17 protein-coding genes and 1 pseudogene are annotated in these 17789 nt (G+C 73.4%); 8 read left to right on the top strand and 10 right to left on the bottom strand.

Annotated elements, in window-relative coordinates; genetic code table 11:
* Positions 1–5: 5 nt before the first annotated feature.
* Together KRR39_RS17305 and KRR39_RS17300 are read left to right on the top strand one after the other, a co-directional pair.
* Positions 6–341: a histone-like nucleoid-structuring protein Lsr2 gene (locus KRR39_RS17305; protein WP_216938727.1), complete on the top strand. Its 336-nt coding sequence runs from the start codon at positions 6–8 to the stop codon at positions 339–341.
* A 260-nt stretch (positions 342–601) separates the two neighbouring features.
* Positions 602–3115 (top strand): ATP-dependent Clp protease ATP-binding subunit, encoded by a 2514-nt coding sequence (locus KRR39_RS17300; protein ID WP_216938726.1) that lies wholly within the window; start codon positions 602–604, stop codon positions 3113–3115.
* A 69-nt stretch (positions 3116–3184) separates the two neighbouring features.
* Here KRR39_RS17300 and KRR39_RS17295 read toward each other — a convergent pair whose 3' ends face one another.
* On the bottom strand, positions 3185–3511 hold the full coding sequence (locus KRR39_RS17295; protein ID WP_216938725.1) for a DMT family transporter: 327 nt from the start codon (positions 3509–3511) through the stop codon (positions 3185–3187).
* 86 nt (positions 3512–3597) lie between these two features.
* On the opposite strand from KRR39_RS17295, the gene KRR39_RS17290 reads away from it, so the two are divergent.
* Positions 3598–4167: a TetR family transcriptional regulator gene (locus tag KRR39_RS17290; protein ID WP_216938724.1), complete on the top strand. Its 570-nt coding sequence runs from the start codon at positions 3598–3600 to the stop codon at positions 4165–4167.
* 5 nt (positions 4168–4172) lie between these two features.
* Here KRR39_RS17290 and KRR39_RS17285 read toward each other — a convergent pair whose 3' ends face one another.
* The 3 genes from KRR39_RS17285 to KRR39_RS17275 form a co-directional block, all read right to left on the bottom strand.
* Positions 4173–5033: a response regulator gene (locus KRR39_RS17285; protein WP_216938723.1), complete on the bottom strand. Its 861-nt coding sequence runs from the start codon at positions 5031–5033 to the stop codon at positions 4173–4175.
* Positions 5030–6367, bottom strand: coding sequence for a chemotaxis protein CheA (locus KRR39_RS17280; protein ID WP_216938722.1), 1338 nt, complete (start codon positions 6365–6367; stop codon positions 5030–5032). The genes KRR39_RS17285 and KRR39_RS17280 overlap by 4 nt, the downstream gene beginning before the upstream one ends.
* 101 nt (positions 6368–6468) lie before the next feature.
* On the bottom strand, positions 6469–7335 hold the full coding sequence (locus tag KRR39_RS17275; protein ID WP_254185218.1) for an HhH-GPD family protein: 867 nt from the start codon (positions 7333–7335) through the stop codon (positions 6469–6471).
* Positions 7336–7423: 88 nt separating this feature from the next.
* Between KRR39_RS17275 and KRR39_RS17270 the strand changes: the two genes are divergently transcribed.
* Positions 7424–8212, top strand: a complete 789-nt coding sequence (locus tag KRR39_RS17270) for a hypothetical protein (protein WP_216938721.1) — start codon at positions 7424–7426, stop codon at positions 8210–8212.
* Between the two features lie 36 nt (positions 8213–8248).
* Here KRR39_RS17270 and disA read toward each other — a convergent pair whose 3' ends face one another.
* Together disA and radA are read right to left on the bottom strand one after the other, a co-directional pair.
* Entirely contained in the window at positions 8249–9334 is a 1086-nt protein-coding gene (disA, locus tag KRR39_RS17265) for a DNA integrity scanning diadenylate cyclase DisA (RefSeq protein ID WP_216938720.1), read from the bottom strand.
* Positions 9335–9436: 102 nt separating this feature from the next.
* Complete coding sequence (gene radA / locus KRR39_RS17260) at positions 9437–10885, bottom strand: DNA repair protein RadA (RefSeq protein ID WP_216938719.1); 1449 nt, start codon at positions 10883–10885, stop codon at positions 9437–9439.
* Between the two features lie 199 nt (positions 10886–11084).
* Here radA and KRR39_RS17255 point away from each other — a divergent pair, with 199 nt between their 5' ends.
* Complete coding sequence (locus tag KRR39_RS17255) at positions 11085–12125, top strand: LacI family DNA-binding transcriptional regulator (protein ID WP_254185217.1); 1041 nt, start codon at positions 11085–11087, stop codon at positions 12123–12125.
* A gap of 17 nt (positions 12126–12142) precedes the next feature.
* On the opposite strand, the gene KRR39_RS17250 is transcribed toward KRR39_RS17255, so the two are convergent.
* Positions 12143–12841 carry a class I SAM-dependent methyltransferase gene (locus KRR39_RS17250; RefSeq protein WP_216938718.1) on the bottom strand — a complete coding sequence of 233 codons (699 nt, stop codon included), beginning with the start codon at positions 12839–12841 and terminating at the stop codon, positions 12143–12145.
* 12 nt (positions 12842–12853) lie between these two features.
* Positions 12854–13492, bottom strand: a complete 639-nt coding sequence (locus KRR39_RS17245; RefSeq protein ID WP_216942754.1) for a VOC family protein — start codon at positions 13490–13492, stop codon at positions 12854–12856.
* Positions 13493–13614: 122 nt separating this feature from the next.
* Here KRR39_RS17245 and KRR39_RS25080 point away from each other — a divergent pair.
* Positions 13615–14364: pseudogene (locus tag KRR39_RS25080) on the top strand (GTP-binding protein); the annotation flags it as partial.
* 91 nt (positions 14365–14455) lie between these two features.
* Positions 14456–15730, top strand: coding sequence for an EF-Tu/IF-2/RF-3 family GTPase (locus KRR39_RS25075; protein ID WP_254185216.1), 1275 nt, complete (start codon positions 14456–14458; stop codon positions 15728–15730).
* Here the strand turns inward: KRR39_RS25075 and KRR39_RS17235 are convergent.
* Positions 15727–16476 (bottom strand): DUF3109 family protein, encoded by a 750-nt coding sequence (locus KRR39_RS17235; RefSeq protein ID WP_216938717.1) that lies wholly within the window; start codon positions 16474–16476, stop codon positions 15727–15729. The genes KRR39_RS25075 and KRR39_RS17235 overlap by 4 nt on opposite strands.
* A 32-nt stretch (positions 16477–16508) precedes the next feature.
* On the opposite strand from KRR39_RS17235, the gene KRR39_RS17230 reads away from it, so the two are divergent.
* Complete coding sequence (locus KRR39_RS17230; protein ID WP_216938716.1) at positions 16509–17444, top strand: Ppx/GppA phosphatase family protein; 936 nt, start codon at positions 16509–16511, stop codon at positions 17442–17444.
* Here the strand turns inward: KRR39_RS17230 and KRR39_RS17225 are convergent.
* Positions 17434–17727 (bottom strand): GNAT family N-acetyltransferase, encoded by a 294-nt coding sequence (locus KRR39_RS17225; protein ID WP_216938715.1) that lies wholly within the window; start codon positions 17725–17727, stop codon positions 17434–17436. The two genes, KRR39_RS17230 and KRR39_RS17225, sit on opposite strands and share 11 nt — an antisense overlap.
* Positions 17728–17789 lie beyond the last annotated feature (62 nt).

The raw sequence follows: 17789 nt of genomic DNA, 5'->3' as shown, positions 1-17789 counted from the left end.
TATCCATGGCACAGCGGGTAAATGTGGTTCTCGTCGACGACATCGACGGGAGTGACGCCGAGGAGACGGTCAGCTTCGCCCTGGACGGGGTGGACTACGAGATCGACCTCTCCGACCAGCACGCCGGCGAGCTGCGCAACGCGCTCAGCCTCTACATCGGCCACGCGCGCCGCACCGGTGGGCGCCGCAAGAGCGGGCGCCGCGCCTCGACGCCGGCCGCGGACGACGGCGGCACCTCGGCGGCGGAGATCCGGGCCTGGGCCCGCGAGAACGGCTGGGACGTCCCCGAGCGGGGCCGGGTGAGCGCCGAGGTGCGCGAGGCGTACGCCGCCGCCAACTGAACGCACGGACGGACCAGACCGGTCCGGTCGCCGGCAGCGCGCAGGGAAGCCCTGTTCGCTGTCGGCGAATGCTTTAACGACGTTGCGGGGGGAACACGTAGGCTGCTCGCAGGGGTTGGGACACACGTACCCGGTTCACATCTCACGAACTGGGGCACAGACTTCCTGCGACGACGCAGGACTACTGTGTTGGTGAACGAAAGCCCACCGCTCCCGGCCACGGCCGGGGACGGAACGGTGAGGCACGGCAAGGAGCAAACATGTTCGAGCGGTTCACAGACCGAGCCCGCAGGGTGGTCGTCCTGGCGCAGGAGGAAGCCCGGATGCTCAGCCACAACTACATCGGCACCGAGCACATCCTCCTGGGACTGATCCACGAGGGTGAGGGTGTCGCTGCCAAGGCTCTGGAGAGCCTGGGCATCTCGCTCGAGGCGGTGCGCGCGCAGGTCGAGGAGATCATCGGCCAGGGCCAGCAGGCCCCCAGCGGGCACATCCCGTTCACGCCGCGCGCCAAGAAGGTCCTCGAGCTGTCGCTGCGCGAGGCCCTCCAGCTCGGCCACAACTACATCGGCACCGAGCACATCCTGCTCGGCCTGATCCGCGAGGGCGAGGGCGTCGCCGCCCAGGTGCTGGTCAAGCTCGGCGCCGACCTCAACCGGGTCCGCCAGCAGGTCATCCAGCTGCTCTCCGGCTTCCAGGGCAAGGAGACCGCCGCCGCCGGCGCTCCGCAGGAGGGTGCGCCCTCCTCCTCCCTGGTCCTCGACCAGTTCGGCCGCAACTACACGCAGGCCGCCCGCGAGGGCAAGCTCGACCCGGTCATCGGGCGCGAGAAGGAGATCGAGCGCGTGATGCAGGTGCTCTCGCGACGCACCAAGAACAACCCGGTGCTGATCGGAGAGCCCGGCGTCGGCAAGACCGCGTGCGTCGAGGGCCTGGCCCAGGCGATCGTGCGCGGCGACGTGCCCGAGACGCTCAAGGACAAGCAGATCTACAGCCTCGACCTGGGCTCCCTGGTCGCCGGCTCGCGCTACCGCGGTGACTTCGAGGAGCGCCTGAAGAAGGTGCTCAAGGAGATCAAGACCCGCGGTGACATCGTGCTGTTCATCGACGAGCTGCACACGCTCGTCGGCGCCGGCGCGGCCGAGGGCGCGATCGACGCGGCCTCGATCCTCAAGCCGATGCTGGCCCGCGGCGAGCTGCAGACCATCGGCGCCACGACGCTCGACGAGTACCGCAAGCACCTCGAGAAGGACGCCGCCCTCGAGCGGCGCTTCCAGCCGATCCAGGTGCAGGAGCCGACGATCGCGCACACCATCGAGATCCTCAAGGGGCTGCGCGACCGCTACGAGGCGCACCACCGGGTCACCATCACCGACGAGGCGCTCGTCGCGGCGGCCACGCTGGCCGACCGCTACGTCTCCGACCGGTTCTTGCCCGACAAGGCCATCGACCTGATCGACGAGGCCGGCTCCCGGCTCCGGATCCGCCGGATGACCGCGCCGCCGGACCTGCGCGAGTTCGACGACAAGATCGCCGACGTCCGCCGCCGCAAGGAGGGCGCGATCGACAGCCAGGACTTCGAGCTGGCGGCGTCGCTGCGCGACGAGGAGAAGAAGCTGATCCTCGCCAAGGGCGAGCGCGAGAAGCAGTGGAAGGCCGGCGACATGGACGTCGTCGCCGAGGTCGACGAGGAGCTGATCGCCGAGGTCCTCGCGGTCGCCACCGGCATCCCGATCGTGAAGCTGTCCGAGGAGGAGTCGACCCGGCTGCTCAAGATGGAGGACGAGCTGCACAAGCGCGTCATCGGGCAGGACCAGGCCGTCAAGGCGCTGTCCCGCGCGATCCGGCGCACCCGCGCCGGCCTCAAGGACCCCAAGCGCCCCGGCGGGTCGTTCATCTTCGCCGGCCCGTCCGGCGTCGGGAAGACCTGGCTCTCCAAGACGCTCGCGGAGTTCCTGTTCGGCGACGAGGACGCGCTGATCCAGCTCGACATGAGCGAGTTCAGCGAGAAGCACACCGTCTCGCGGCTGTTCGGCTCGCCTCCCGGCTACGTCGGGTACGAGGAGGGCGGCCAGCTCACCGAGAAGGTGCGCCGCAAGCCGTTCTCCGTGGTCCTCTTCGACGAGATCGAGAAGGCCCACCCGGACATCTTCAACTCGCTGCTGCAGATCCTCGAGGAAGGTCGCCTGACCGACTCGCAGGGCCGCGTGGTCGACTTCAAGAACACCGTGATCATCATGACCACGAACCTCGGCACCCGCGACATCTCCAAGGGCGCCAGCCTCGGGTTCCAGCAGGCCACGGACGTCCAGGGCAACTACGACCGGATGAAGGCGAAGGTCTCCGAGGAGCTCAAGCAGCACTTCCGGCCCGAGTTCCTCAACCGTGTCGACGAGGTCGTGGTGTTCCCGCCGCTGACCAAGGAGCAGATCATCTCCATGGTCGACAACATGGTCGCCGGCGTGGAGAAGCGCCTCAAGGACCGCGACATGGGCCTCGAGCTCACGCAGGCCGCCAAGGACCTGCTCGCCGAGCGCGGGTTCGACCCGGTGCTCGGTGCCCGTCCGCTGCGGCGCACGGTGCAGCGCGAGATCGAGGACAGCCTGGCCGAGAAGATGCTCTACGGCGAGGTGCGACCCGGCCAGATCATCCTGGTCGACGTCGAGGGCGAGGGCGCGACGGCGACCTTCACCTTCCGCGGGGAGCAGAAGGCCGAGCTGCCGGACCTCCCGCCGATCGAGGAGCCGGCCGCGACCGGCGACGCCGAGAAGTAGCCACTGCACAGCACGAGGGCGCCACCCGTCACGGGTGGCGCCCTCGGTGCGTCAGGGGTGCGGACCGGGTCAGTGCGCACCGTGCAGGTTGAGCACCAGCACGCCGCCGATGATCATCAGCAGCGCGAGGCCCTTGAGCAGGTCCCAGGGCTCGCCGAGCAGCACCACGCCCACCAGTGCGATGCCGGCGGTGCCGAGACCGGACCACACGGCGTAGGTGACCGACACGGGGATGTTGCGGATCACCACGGCCATCAGCCAGATCGACAGGGCGTAGCCACCCAGCACCAGGGCGGTCCAGACGGGATCGCGGAACCCGTGCGTGCGGGGCAGCGCCGCCGTGGACGCGACCTCGACCCCGATCGCCCCCAGCAGCAGCAGCCATGCGCCGACCATGTCCGTGACCTCCATTCCTGTAGCAGTCGCTACATGACATACTGTAGCACTCGCTACACTCCGTGAGCGACCCGAGAGGAGCGCCGATGGCGCGGGACACCCGCCGTCGCGACGAGGTCGCGCAGGCCGCCACCGACTACGTGCTCGAGCACGGCCTGGTCGGGCTGAGCCTGCGCCCGATGGCCGCCGAGCTGGGCACCAGCGACCGGATGCTGCTCTACCACTTCGCCAGCAAGGACGACCTGGTGGCCGCCGTGCTGCGGGTCTCCAACGACCGCTCCGTCGCGGAGGTCCGGGCGATGCCGCCCTCGCCGGACGTGCGCACCGCCGTGCTGGACCTCTGGGCCGCGGTGACCTCACCCCGGCTGGCCCGCTGCCAGCGGATGTACGTCGAGGCGGCCGCGCTCGGGCTGTTCGGGCGCGAGCCCTACGTGAGCGTGGTGGGGGAGGCCAACGAGGTCTGGACCGGCGCGGTCGTCGACCACCTGGTCGCCTCCGGAGCGCCGCGCGCGCGGGCCCGGCGCGCGGTCGCGCTGCTCGACGCGACGCTGATGGGCTTCCAGCTCGACCTGCCGCTCGACGCGGACGACCCGGTGCTGGAGCAGGCGGTGCTCGACCTCGCGGACGCCGTCGCGGCGATCGCCTGCCAGGTCTAGACGGGTCAGGGCGCGAGCACCAGGCCCAGGCGGCCGGCGCCGTACGTCGCCACGTCCACGTGCAGGTCCAGGCGACGGCCCAGGGTGTGCACCACCGCGTCCACGTCGGCCGGGAGCCGCTCCCCGGGGGCGAAGGTCGAGTGCAGCCGCACGTGCGGGGCACCGGCGCGGTTGAACAGCGTGGAGACGACGTTGAGGACCTCGTCGACGTCTGCCCGCAGCAGGGCGGGCAGCTGCCGCGCCCGGACGGCCTCGTCGGCGACGCGGCGCGGGGTGAGCCCGAGGGCGGCACCGCTGCGCACGGCGAGCGGGAGGTCGGCGACCGCGGTCGCCACCATCCGGGTCCGGTCGTCGACGTAGACCGCCACGTGCGCCGGGTCGAGCGGGCCGACCTCGACCGGGGCGGTGGGGGTCACCGCGACCTCGCGGCCGAGCAGCGACTCGAGCAGGTTCCGGACCGCCTTCGCGCTCGGCAGGGACGTGGCGGTCGCGATGGTCTCCTCCGGCGAGAGCGCCGGCCCGAGGACCTCGCGGAAGTCGTCGGCGCCGAACGGCTTGCCGATCAGGAACTGGGCGCCGGCGTCGTAGGCGCGACGGCGCATGTCGTGCGAGCTCTCGGAGGTGACGAAACCGAAGGTCACGGTCTCCCCGCACGCGCGCAGCCGCTGCAGCAGGTCGAGGCCGCTGGTGCCGGGCATGTTCCAGTCCGAGAGCACCAGCTCCGGTGACTCCGCGCGAACCAGCTCGAAGGCGGCGTCGCCGTCGGCGGCCTCCAGGAACGTGTGCCCGGTGTGGCCGGCCTGCCGCATCGCCCGGATCACGATCTGCCGCATCACCCGGCTGTCGTCGGCGACCACGATCTTCATCGGGACCCCCCGTCGGCGTGCGGCAGCCGGAGCCGCACCAGGCAGCCCAGACCGGGGGTGCTGACGAGCTCGACGCTGCCACCGGCCCGCTCGACGTCGGTGTGCACCACGTCGAGGCCGTAGCCGCGGCCGGAGACGCTGGTGACCTCGCGGGCCGTCGACAGCCCGGACCGCAGCACCAGGGCCACGACCTCCTCCTCGCGCAGGGCGCTGAGCTCCTCGGGCGTCACCAGCCCCTGGTCCAGGGCGGTCCGCGCCACCCGGGCCACGTCGATCCCACGGCCGTCGTCGGCGACCTCGACGACCACCTCGTGCTCCTCGGTCCGGGCCCGGACCGTCAGCGTCGCCTCGGCGGGCTTGCCGGCGGCGCGCCGCTCCCGCGGGGTCTCGATGCCGTGGTCGACGGCGTTGCGCACCAGGTGCGTCATCGGGTCCTTGACCGCCGCCAGCAGCGTGCGGTCGATCGAGGTGCCCCGGCCCTCGGTGAGCAGCCGGACCTGCTTGCCCGAGGCCTCGGACAGGTCGCGGACCAGGCGGGGGAGGGAGGACCAGGCGCGCTCGACGGGCTCCACCCGGGTGCGCAGCACGGCCTCGCGCAGCGAGCGGGTGACCTCGTCGAGGCGGTCCGCGGTCCCGCCGGGGAGCAGCGGCACGGCCTCGTCCCGGGCGCGGGCCAGCGCGCCGACGAGCTGCACGAGCCGGTCGAGCGCCTCGACGTCGACCCGCACCGAGGCCTCGTGCCCGCTGCGGCCCTGCAGGGTCAGCACGGACTCGATCTGGGTCTCGTCGACCAGGCCGGCCTCGAGCAGGATCGCGCCGATCGGGCGCGAGTCGCCGCCGGCCTGCTGGGCCACCGCCCAGGCGATGTCGCCGGGGGTGACCGCGCCGGCGGCCACCAGGGTCTCGCCGAAGCGCTGCCGGGGTGCGGCGGCCGGCCCGGTGCGGGTCAGGCACTGCCGGAGCCGGGCCTCCAGGGCCGCGGTGTCCAGGTCGGGCTCGGTGCCGTCGCGCTCGATGCCGACCAGCAGGGAGCGGACCACGTCGGTCACCCCGAGCAGCGCGGCGGCGACCTCCGGCGCGAAGCCGACCTGCCCGTCCCGCAGGCCGGCCAGCACGCTCTCACCGAGGTGCGTGACCGCCTCGAGCCGGGCGAAGCCGAAGTAGGAGCTGGTGCCCTTGATGGTGTGCAGCGCCCGGAACGCGGCGTCCAGGAGGGCCCGCGAGCCGGGGTCCTTCTCCAGGGCCACCACGTCCTGGTCGAAGCCGTCGAGGTCCTCGCGGCACTCGACCACGAACTCCCCGACGAGCTCGTCGATCCCGAGATCGCTGTCCACCGTGCCGTTCTCCGTCCGAGAGTGCCGGGGCGCGACGACGCGCCCGGGTCCCCTGGTACATCGGCCGGACGGCGGCGGACCTGAGGACACCGCGCTCGGGGCTACGGCAGCGCGTAGGCGTCCGCGCCGACCTGGGCGACCAGCCCGTCCGCGACCAGCCACTGCAGGCACCGCTCGCGCTGCTCCTCGCCGGGCCAGGCCTCGACCAGCCGGCGGTGCGGCACCGGCTCGTGGCTGTCCCGGAGCACCCCGAGGAGCCGGCCGCGGCACTGGCGGTCGGTGCCGTCGTACGCCTGGCCACGGCGCGGCGGCCCGTCGTACGCCGGGTAGCCGGCGCGCCGCCACGCGCAGAGCTCGGTCACCGGGCAGGCCGCGCACCGCGGGCTCGCCGCCACGCAGACCGTCGCCCCGAGCTCCATCGTGGCCACCGCCCACGCGGCGGCGGTCGGCCCGTCGTCGGGCAGCAGCCCGCTCGCCAGGTCCCGTTCGGCGCGGGTGACGGCGTTCGCGGGGAACTCCACGCCGCTCACGGTGCGGGCCAGCACCCGCCGGACGTTGGTGTCCAGGACCACGTGCCGCCGGCGGTAGGCGAAGGACGCCACCGCGGCGGCCGTGTAGTCGCCGACCCCCGGGAGCGCGACCAGGTCGGCGTACTCCTCGGGCACCACGCCGTCGTGCCGCTCCACGATCGCGGTGGCCGCGGCGTGCAGCCGCAGCGCCCGCCGCGGGTAGCCCAGCCGGCCCCAGGCGCGCACCGCCGCCCCCGTGGGTACGGCGGCCAGGTCGGCCGGCCGCGGCCACTCGTCCAGCCAGCGCTCGTAGACCGGGAGCACCCGGGCCACCGGGGTCTGCTGGAGCATGAACTCGCTGACCAGCACCGCCCACGGGGACGCCGACGGCTCCCGCCAGGGCAGGTCGCGGGCGTGCTGGTCGTACCACGCGAGCAGGGGTTCACGGAGGTCGGTCACGGTGCGCCCACGATAGCCAGGCACCCGAACCGCGCGGCCGACGGTGTGGCACCCGGACCGCGGCGTCCGGCGAAGTTACGGTGACGCCATGACCACCGTGACCCGCCCTCGGGGGCCGCTCCCGGCCCGCGTGTACTGGACGCGCCGACTGCTCCTCGTGGTGGTCGCGTTCGCACTGGTCTTCGGGATCGCGCACCTGCTCGGCTCCGGCGGGTCGGGCAGCCCGTCCGCCCGTCCGGTCGGCGCCGACGCGTCGTCCACGGCCACCTCGGGCGCTCCGGACACCGCGGCCGAGACCCCCCAGGCCTCCCCGACCGGGACCGGCCGCCGGAACCGCACCGCCTCGCCCACGGCCGTCCCGCTCGCGGAGCCGACCGGCGCGTGCGAGGGCAGCGACGTGGTGGCGACCCCGTCGCTGAAGCGGACGGCCTACGCCGGCTCGCCCGTGGTCTTCACGATGACGCTGGGCACGCTGGTCTCACCGGCCTGCACCTTCGACGTCTCGGCGCGCTCGATGGTGGTCAAGGTGACCTCGGGCAACGACCGGATCTGGTCCAGCCAGGAGTGCAGCGGCGCTGTCCCGAAGCAGTCCGTCGTGGTCCGCCGCGACCACCCCGTGACGGTCTCGGTGGGCTGGAACGGCCAGCGCTCGGACACCGACTGCACCCGGTCCACGGCCTGGGCCGAGCCGGGTTTCTACCACGTGGTCGCGGCGTCCTTCGGGGCCGACCCGGTCGACGTGCAGTTCGAGCTGAAGTCCCCGGTGCCGCAGACCATCACCGCGACGCCGACCCCCTCGCCGTCCGGGACCGCCAAGCCCTCGGCCCAGCCGTCGGGCAAGCCCTCGGCCACGCCGAAGGCGAAGTCCGGGCACTGACCCGGGCCGACCCGCTGGGGCCGCTCGGCCGCTCGCTCAGACGTAGCGCTCGAGGATGCTGGACTCGGCCAGCCGGGAGAGTCCCTCGCGGACGCTGCGGGCCCGCAGCTCCCCGACGCCCTCGACGGCCTGCAGGTCGTCGATGCTGGCCGACAGCAGCTTCTGCAGGCTGCCGAAGTGCTCGACGAGCCGGTCGACGACGGTGCCCGGCAGCCGCGGGACCTTGGCCAGCAGCCGGTAGCCGCGTGGGGTGACCGCGCCGTCGAGGTGCTCGCTGGCACCGAGGCCGAGCGCCCGGGCCACGGCGGCCACGTCGACGAGGTCGGTGGGGCTGAGCGTCTCGAGGTCGCTCAGCACGTCCTCGGGGCTGCGCTTCTTGCGGCTGGTGGGCAGGTAGTCGCGGATCACCAGCTCGCGCTCGAGGTCCACCCCGGTGACCAGCTCGTCGAGCTGCAGGGACAGCAGCCGGCCGTCGCTGCCGAGCTCGAGCACGTAGTCCTCGATCTCGCGGGCGATCCGGGTGACCATCTCCAGGCGCTGGGCCACCACCGCGACGTCGCGGGTGGTGACCAGGTCCTCGATCTCCAGCGCGGACAGCGTGCTGGAGACCTCGTCGAGGCGCAGCTTGTAGCGCTCGAGGGTGGCCAGCGCCTGGTTCGCCCGGGACAGGATCTGCCCGGAGTCCTCCAGGACGTAGCGGATCTCACCGACGTAGACCGCGATGATCTGCATCGACTGGGACACCGAGATCACCGGGTAGCCGGTCTGCCGGGCGACCCGGTCGGCGGTGCGGTGCCGGGTGCCGGTCTCCTCGGAGTGGATCGTCGGGTCGGGCATCAGGTGCACGGCGGCGTGCAGGATCCGGGCGGCGTCGCGGTCGAGGACCATCGCGCCGTCCATCTTCGCCAGCTCGCGCAGCCCGGTGGCGGTGAACGGCACGTCGAGGAAGAAGCCGCCGGTGGAGATCGAGTCGACGACCCTGTCGCTGCCGAGCACGAGGAGGGCGCCGGTGCGGCCGCGCAGGATGCGCTCGAGACCGTCGCGCAGGGTGGTGCCGGGGGCGATGCTCGCCAGCGTGGCACGCAGCCGGAGGACGTCGTCCGTGCGGTCGTTCGCTGCCACTCGTCTCCCCGGTGTGCTGCCCTGCTCGGTGCCCCTCTGGTGGTGCCCCTCGTGCGGTGCTCAGTCTAGGGGGGAACCGGTCGGCCGCGGTGCCACGAACGGTCAGACGACACCGAGCGCGGGGCGTCCCGGCTCGGTGCGGTGCACCTTGAACAGCGGCGCGCTGTCGTGCACCCCGAGGTCGAGGACCCGCAGGGCCGCGTCGAGGTCCGGGACGCCGACCACCTTCATCCCGTCGACGGTGCGGACCACGCCGGCGTCGCGGTGCGACTCGGCCGGCACGATCGCGCCCCGGAAGCCGAGCCGGGCAGCCTCGGCCAGCCGCTGCGGGATGTCGCGGACCCGGCGCAGCTCGCCGGCCAGGCCGATCTCGCCGATCGCGACCAGGTCGGTGGGGATGTCGCGCTGCTTCCACGCGGAGGCCACCGCGATGGCCGAGGCCAGGTCGGCGGCCGGCTCGACGATCCGCACCCCGCCCACGGTGGAGGCGAAGACGTCGTGGGTGTGCAGCCGGATCCGGGCACGCTGCTGGAGCACCGCCACGATCATCGCGATGCGGGAGCCGTCGAGCCCGGACGTCGTGCGACGGGGCCGCTCGGCGGTCGCCGGAGTGACCAGCGCCTGCACCTCGGCCAGGATCGGCCGGCGACCCTCCAGGACCACGCTCACGCAGGTGCCGGCGACCGGCTCGTGGTGCCGGGCGACGAACAGCCCGGTCGGGTCGGTGACCGCGACGATGCCCTCGCCGGAGAGGTCGAAGCAGCCCACCTCGTCGACCGGGCCGAACCGGTTCTTGACCGCGCGGACCATCCGCAGCCGGGAGCTCCGCTCGCCCTCGAAGTGCAGCACCACGTCGACGAGGTGCTCGAGGACCCGCGGGCCGGCGATGCTGCCGTCCTTGGTGACGTGCCCGACCAGCACGGTGGCGATGTTCTGGGTCTTGGCCACCCGGACCAGGGCGGCCGCGACCTCCTTGACCTGGGTGACGCCGCCCGGGACGCCGTCGACGTCGGCGGCGCCGATGGTCTGCACGGAGTCGACGACCAGCAGCTGGGGCCGGACCGCCTGGATGTGGCTGAGCACCGCGCCCAGGTCGGTCTCGGCGGCGAGGTAGAGCTCGTCGTGGATGCCGCCGGTGCGGTCGGCGCGCAGCCGGACCTGGGAGGCGGACTCCTCGCCGGTGACGTAGAGCGCCCGGAGCCCGGAGCGGGCGGTGGCCGCGGCGACCTCGAGCAGCAGCGTGGACTTCCCGACCCCCGGCTCGCCGGCGAGCAGCACGGCCGCGCCCGGCACGATGCCGCCGCCGAGCACCCGGTCGAGCTCGGGGACGCCGCTGGTGCGGGCCCGGGAGTCCTCCACCGAGACCTGGCCGATCGGCACCGCCGGGGTGCTCACCGGGCCGGCGGCGGTGCGGCCCTGGACGGCGGCCGCCTCCGCGACGCTGCCCCAGGCCTGGCACTCCCCGCAGCGGCCGACCCACTTGCCGGTCTCCCACCCGCACTCGGAGCAGCGGTAGCTCGGGCGGGCGGCACGGGTCCTGGCGTTGCTCATGCCCCGACGCTAGGCCAGGGCACCGACAACGCCCCGGTTGACGGGCCGAGCGTCCGGAGGTGATCATGCGTGAGACGATTTGATCGTTCCATTCGTCCGTCGCACCGGGCCGCACAGGGTCGTGTCCAGGGGGGGTCCAGCCGATGTCGCACCACGTCGAGCACGTCCCTGCCCCGGTGAACGCCCCGGTGACCGCCCGGTGACCGCCCCCGTGAACGCCCCGTTGAACGCCCCGACGCTCGCGACCGTGGCCGACGAGGCCGGGGTCTCCCGGCAGACGGTCTCCAACGCCCTGAACAGCCCCGAGCTGCTCCGTCCGGACACCCTGGCCCGGGTGCAGGCGGCGATCGAGAAGCTCGGCTACTCCCCGAACCGGGCAGCCCGCAACCTGCGCACCCGGTCCTCCCACCTCGTCGGCCTGCGCGTCGAACCGGCGGTCGAGGACAGCGCCAACGCCCTGATGGACCGCTTCGTGCACTCCCTGGTGGAGAGCACCCGCGAGGCCGGGTACCACGTGCTGCTGTTCAGCGCCGAGGGGGAGCCGGCCGCCACGGACGGCTACGACGAGCTGCTGCGCTCCGCGGCCGTCGACGCGTTCGTGGTCACCGACACCTACCGGGGCAACCCGCACGCCGCCTGGCTGACCCGGCGCGGCGTGCCGTTCGTCGCGTTCGGCCGGCCCTGGGGCGACCCGAGTGCCCGGCACCCCTGGGTCGACGTGGACGGCCGGGCCGGGGTGGTGCAGGCCGTCGACCACCTCGTCGGGCGGGGGCACACCAGGATCGCCTGGCTCGGCTGGCAGAAGGGGTCCTACATCGGCGAGGACCGGCGCAGCGGCTGGGTCGACCAGATGCACGCCCACGGGCTGTCCACCAGCCGGCTGTCCGCACGCGGGGACGACACCCTGGAGTTCGGGGCGCGCGCCGCGCAGGCCCTGCTCGACGTTCCCGCGGCCGAGCGGCCGACCGCGTTCGTGTGCGCCAGCGACACCGTCGCCATGGGGGCGCTGCGCACCTTCGACGAGCTCGGCCTGCGCGCCGGCCGCGACGTGGCGCTCGTCGGGTTCGACGACTCGATCGCCGCCCAGGTGTGCACACCCACCCTGACCTCGGTGCGCCAGCCGCTCGAGCAGGTCGCGGTCGAGGTGGTCCGCTACCTCGGCCGGCTGCTCGGGCACCGGCCGATCCCGGACCCGGGCTGCGTGCTCACCCCGACGCTGGTGGTCCGGCAGAGCAGCTAGCGGCCGGGGCGTGGGGGCTAGAAGCGCTTCCACCAGAGGTTGACGGCGTAGTCCACCTCGAGCCCCGTGTGGCTCGCGAGCGCCTCGGCGGCGACCCGCTCGTCGAGCTCGATCCGCACGCAGGCCTCGAGGTCCGCGCGGTCGGTGAACCGCCAGACGAGGTCGAGGGGCCGGCGCTGCCAGCCGTGCGCGGACCAGAACCGCTCGACCTCCCCGGCGTCGACGCCGGGGTAGCCGCGCCGGAACCAGCCCCCGAAGGTGCTGCGCGAGGAGTCGTTGTCGACCACGAAGGCGGTGCCGCCGCGGCGCATCACCCGGTCGAGCTCGCGCAGCCCCGGCTCGCACCCCGGGCCGAAGAAGTAGGCCCACCGCGCCTGCATGACGTCGACGGTGGCGGGCGGGAGCGGCACCCGCTGCGCCGTGCCGGGCAGGACCGTGACGTTCCCCAGCCTCGCCGTACGACGGGCCGCCACGGCCACCAGGTCGGGGTGCGGCTCGACGCCGTACACCGCCCGGGCGTCGGCCGCCCAGCGGGGCAGGTGGAAGCCGGTGCCGCAGCCGAGGTCCAGCACGTCGCGGCCGGTCCAGTCGTCGAGGTCCCGGATCGCGGCCTCGACGAGGTGGTCGGGGTCGACCGACCGGTTCTCGAGCTCGTAGGTCTCGGTGTGGTGCCAGATGTTCGGGCTCGGGACGGCGCCCGGGAGCGGCGTGGGCACGAGCGGGGCCGGCTAGATCCGGACGGGACCGTTCGGGGTGTGGAACTTCGCGGCGATCACGCCGGGGTCGCCGTCCGGGGCGACCCACTCGACCTCGACGTCGTCGAGCGGCTCGGCGACCGGGTCGCCCAGCCAGTCGCTGACCCGGTGCGGGTCGCCGGCGATCTCCAGCGTGCCCAGGTGCACCGCACCGGTCGCTCCGGCGCTGGGGTGCTCCTCGAGCGGGGACTCCCACTCGATGAAGAACGGCAGCTGGGGGTCGGACTGCAGGCCCTTCACGCCGATCTGCCGCCAGCGCAGCTCGAAGCCGTCGGGCCGGTGCCGGTTGCCCTGCACGGACTCGCGGCCCAGGCGCGCCTCGACCTTGGCGATGTCGTCGACCGCGACGACCCAGCCCAGCCAGCCGCCGCCGAGCGCGGAGCGGGCCCGGACGGCCTGGCCGAACGGCGCCTTGTCGGAGGCCGGGTGGTCGAGGACCTCGACGACCTCGACGTAGGTGCCGGCGGTCAGCGGCAGCACCATGTTGCGGGTGCCGAAGCGGGGGTGGATGCCACCGTCGCGGAACTCCTCGCCCAGCAGGGCGCCGATGCGTGCAGCAGTGCCCTTGAGTCCATCCGGTCCGGCAGCGTACGAGACGTGGTCCAGGCGCATACGGAGCATCCCACCATGGGACTCGTGTGAACGGACACCGGGGTCGGCTCCCGTGGGCTCTTGTGCCGGTCGCCACTCGGGTGAAGGGTGACGAGTAGGAGCCGGACCAAGGGAGGCACGAGGTGTCAGGCAAGCAGTCGGTGAGTCCCCAGGGCAAGGGCTCCGTGCCTCTCGCCTCCGGCCCCGGAACCGTCCGCAACGTCGTGGTCGTCGGCCCCGCAGGGTCCGGCAAGACCACGCTCACCGAGACCCTCCTGGTCAGCGCCGGCGTGCTGAACCGGCCGGGCTCGACCGTCGAGGGCACGACCGTCAGCGACTTCGACGAGGCCGAGCAGCGCCAGCAGCGGTCCGTCGGCCTGGCGCTGGCGCCGCTGGTGCACGACGGCGTGAAGATCAACCTTCTCGACACCCCCGGCTACGCCGACTTCGTGGGCGAGCTGCGCGCCGGGCTTCGGGCCGCCGACTGCGCGATGTTCGTGATCGCCGCCAACGAGGGCGTCGACGAGCCCACCCGGACGCTGTGGCGCGAGTGCGCCGACGTGGGGATGCCGCGGGTCGTCGTGGTCACCAAGCTCGACCACGCCCGCGCGGACTACGACGGGCTGCTGGCCGGCCTGCGCGACGCGTTCGGCGACCGGGTGCTGCCGGTCTACCTGCGCGAGGGCGGCCGGCTCGTCGGGCTGATCTCCGGCTCCTCGGACTCCGCGGCGTACGACGAGCAGCGCGGCCGGCTGATCGAGGGGGTCATCGAGGAGTCCGAGGACGAGACGCTGATGGAGCGCTACCTCGGCGGGGAGGTCGTCGACGCTGCGCTCCTGGTGCAGGACCTCGAGCGGGCGGTCGCGCGCGGCACCTTCCACCCCGTCGTCCCCGTCGACTCCACCACCGGCGTCGGTGCCCGCGAGCTGCTGGACCTGGTGGTGGCCGGGTTCCCCCTCCCCGCTCGAGCACCCGCTGCCCGAGGTGTTCACGCCGACCGGCGGCCGCGGGCCGGCGCTCACCTGCGACCCGGCCGGCCCGCTGGTCGCCGAGGTCGTCAAGACCACGAGCGACCCGTACGTCGGACGCGTCAGCCTGGTGCGGGTGTTCTCCGGCACGCTGCGGCCGGACGCGACGGTGCACGTCTCGGGGCACCTGCACTCGTTCGGGGACGGCGCGCACCTGGCCGCCGGCCCGGGAGACCACGAGGACCACGACGAGGACGAGCGGATCGGGTCGCTCTCGGTGCCGCTCGGCAAGACCCAGCGGCACGCCGACCTGGTCGTCGCCGGCGACCTCTGCGCGATCGGGCGGCTCAGCCGCGCCGAGACCGGGGACACCCTGTCCGACCCGCAGCAGCCGCTGGTGCTGCGGCCCTGGACGATGCCCGAGGCGCTGCTGCCGGTCGCCGTCGAGGCGCGCGCGAAGGCCGACGAGGACAAGCTCGGCCAGGGGCTGGCCCGGCTCTCCGCCGAGGACCCGACGCTGCGGGTGGAGCACAACGCCGAGACCCACCAGATCGTGCTCTGGACGATGGGGGAGGCGCACGCCGACGTGGTCCTCGACCGGCTCGAGCACCGACACGGCGTCGGCGTCGACCAGGTCCCGCTGAAGGTCCCGCTGCGGGAGACGTTCGCGGCCCCGGCAGTCGGCCACGGCCGGCACGTGAAGCAGTCCGGCGGCCACGGCCAGTTCGCCGTGTGCCGGTTGGAGGTCGAGCCGCTCCCCGGGGGGAGCGGCTTCGAGTTCGTGGACAAGGTCGTCGGCGGCTCGGTGCCGCGGCAGTTCATCCCCTCGGTCGAGAAGGGCGTGCGGGCCCAGATGGAGCGCGGCGTCGCGGCCGGCTACCCGGTCGTGGACATCCGGGTGACCCTGCGCGACGGCAAGGCGCACAGCGTGGACTCCTCCGACATGGCCTTCCAGACCGCCGGGGCGCTCGCGCTGCGGGAGGCCGCGGCGGCGTCCCGGACCGCGCTGCTCGAGCCGGTCGACGAGGTGCTGGTGCTGGTCCCCGACGACCTGGTCGGCGCGGTGATGAGCGACCTGTCCGGACGGCGCGGCAAGGTGCTCGGCAGCGAGCCGGCCGGTCAGGAGCGGACCCTGGTGCGCGCCGAGGTCCCGCAGGTGGAGATCAGCCGCTACTCCGTCGACCTGCGCGGTTTCACGCACGGCTCCGCGTCGTTCACCCGCAGCTTCGCCCGCTACGAGCCGATGCCCGACGACGTGGCCAGCCGGGTGGTGGGGGCCGGGCAGGACTAGCGCGGGTCCGCGGGGTGGATCGCGAGCCGGGAGCGCGACGCGAGGTGCGCCTCGCAGTGGTCCACCAGCTCGTCGTACGCCGCGCGGCCCATCAGCTCGGTGAGCTCGGGGGCGCTGGTGACGTAGAGCGGCTCGGGTGACACGTGCGCCTCGGGGTTGCCGGTGCAGTACCAGTCGAAGTCGTGCCCGCCGGCGCCCCAGCCGCGACGGTCGTACTCCCCGATGGTGACCTCGGTGTACGCCGTGCCGTCCGGCAGCTCGACGTCGCGGAAGGTCCGCCGGATCGGCAGCTGCCAGCACACGTCGGGCTTGGTCTCGAGGGGGTGCCTGTCCTGGCGCAGCGCCAGCCCGTGCAGCGCGCAGCCCTCGCCGCCGGGGAAGCCCGGCCGGTTCAGGAAGATGCAGGCCCCCTCGTGCACGGCCGTCTTGCGGTCGCCCTCGTCGTCGGTCTCGATCCAGGCGTTCTTGGCCGAGGTGCCCGCGTCGTGGAACTGCCAGTGCTCCGGGTCGAGCTGCCTGACGAACGACCGGACCCGCTTCTCGTCGTCCTTGTCGGCGAAGTGCGCGCCGTGGGTGCAGCACCCGTCGTCCGGCCGCTCGGCGTAGATGCCCGCGCAGCCCTGCCCGAAGATGCACATGTACTGCGACGTCAGCCAGGTGAGGTCGCACTTGAACATCTGCGCCTCGTCGTCGGGGTCGAGGAACTCGACGTACGCACGGGGGATGACGAGATCGGTCTCAGGCACGGTGGAAACCCTACGTCGCCTAGCCTGTCCCCATGCGGCTGGGCGTTCTCGACATCGGGTCCAACACGGGGCACCTGCTCGTGGTCGACGCCAGCGGCGGCGCGGCGCCGATGCCGGCCTACTCCCACAAGGAGCCGCTGCGCCTCGCGGAGCACCTCGACGAGTCGGGTGCGGTCAGCGACGCCGGGGTCGAGGCGCTGACGTCGTTCGTCGCGTCGTCGGTGCTGGTGGCCGAGGACAAGGGCTGCACGGAGATGGCCGGTTTCGCGACGTCGGCGGTCCGCGACGCGTCCAACGCCGAGGCCGTCCTGGAGCACGTGCGGGCGGCCACCGGGGTCGACATCGAGGTGCTGCCCGGCGAGGACGAGGCCCGGCTCACCTTCCTCGCGGTCCGCCGCTGGTTCGGCTGGTCCTCGGGACGCCTCGCGGTGTTCGACATCGGCGGCGGGTCGCTGGAGGTGGCGGTGGGGTCCGACGAGGCCCCCGACGTGGCCCAGTCGCTGCCGCTCGGCGCCGGCCGGCTGACCCGGGAGCACCTCGCGGGCGGCGTCGACCCCGGCGCCGTACGCCTGCTGCGCAAGAAGATCCGGGCCGACCTGGCCGACGACGCCGGTTCGGTGCTGCGGATGGCGCCGGACCACGCGGTGGCCACCTCGAAGACCTTCCGGTCGCTGGCCCGGATCTGCGGGTCGGCGCCCTCCGGCGACGGCCCGCTGGTCCGCCGGGTGCTGGACGGCACGGCGCTGCGCGAGGTCCTGCCGCGGCTGCTGGAGATGACGCCCGAGCAGGTCGCCGGGCTGCCCGGCGTCTCGCCGAGCCGGGCGCACCAGATCGTCGCGGGTGCGCTGGTCGCCGAGGCCGTGCTCGACCTGTTCGGCCTGCCGGAGCTGGAGATCTGCCCGTGGGCGCTCCGCGAGGGCCTGATCCTGGAGCGGATCGACCAGATCGGCGTGCGGCTCAGTCGCTGACCAGGTCGGCGTAGTCCTCGTGCCGGTCGATCCAGGCCCGCACGAACGGGCACACCGGGCGCACCGTCCGGCCCGAGGCCCGGATGTCGTCCAGCGCCCCGCGGACCAGCACCGACCCGATGCCGCGACCCTCCTGGCTGTCGTCGACCTCGGTGTGGGTGATCACCACGACCTCCCCCGACCGGCGGTAGGCCGAGAAGCCGAGCACGGTGCCGTCGGCGTCCCGTGCCTCGTAGCGGTGTGCGTCGGGGTTGTCGACGACGACGACGTCGGGGTCTGCCATGGGGTCCTCCGGTGGGGTGAGTGGTCCGACCGCGACTCTACGGAGCGGGTGAGTGGCTAGGC

The sequence above is a fragment of the Nocardioides panacis genome (assembly GCF_019039255.1).
Classification (GTDB): Bacteria; Actinomycetota; Actinomycetes; order Propionibacteriales; family Nocardioidaceae; genus Nocardioides_B; species Nocardioides_B panacis.
Note: the sequence above shows the minus strand (reverse complement) of the source record. Positions and strands in the feature narration are given on the sequence as shown.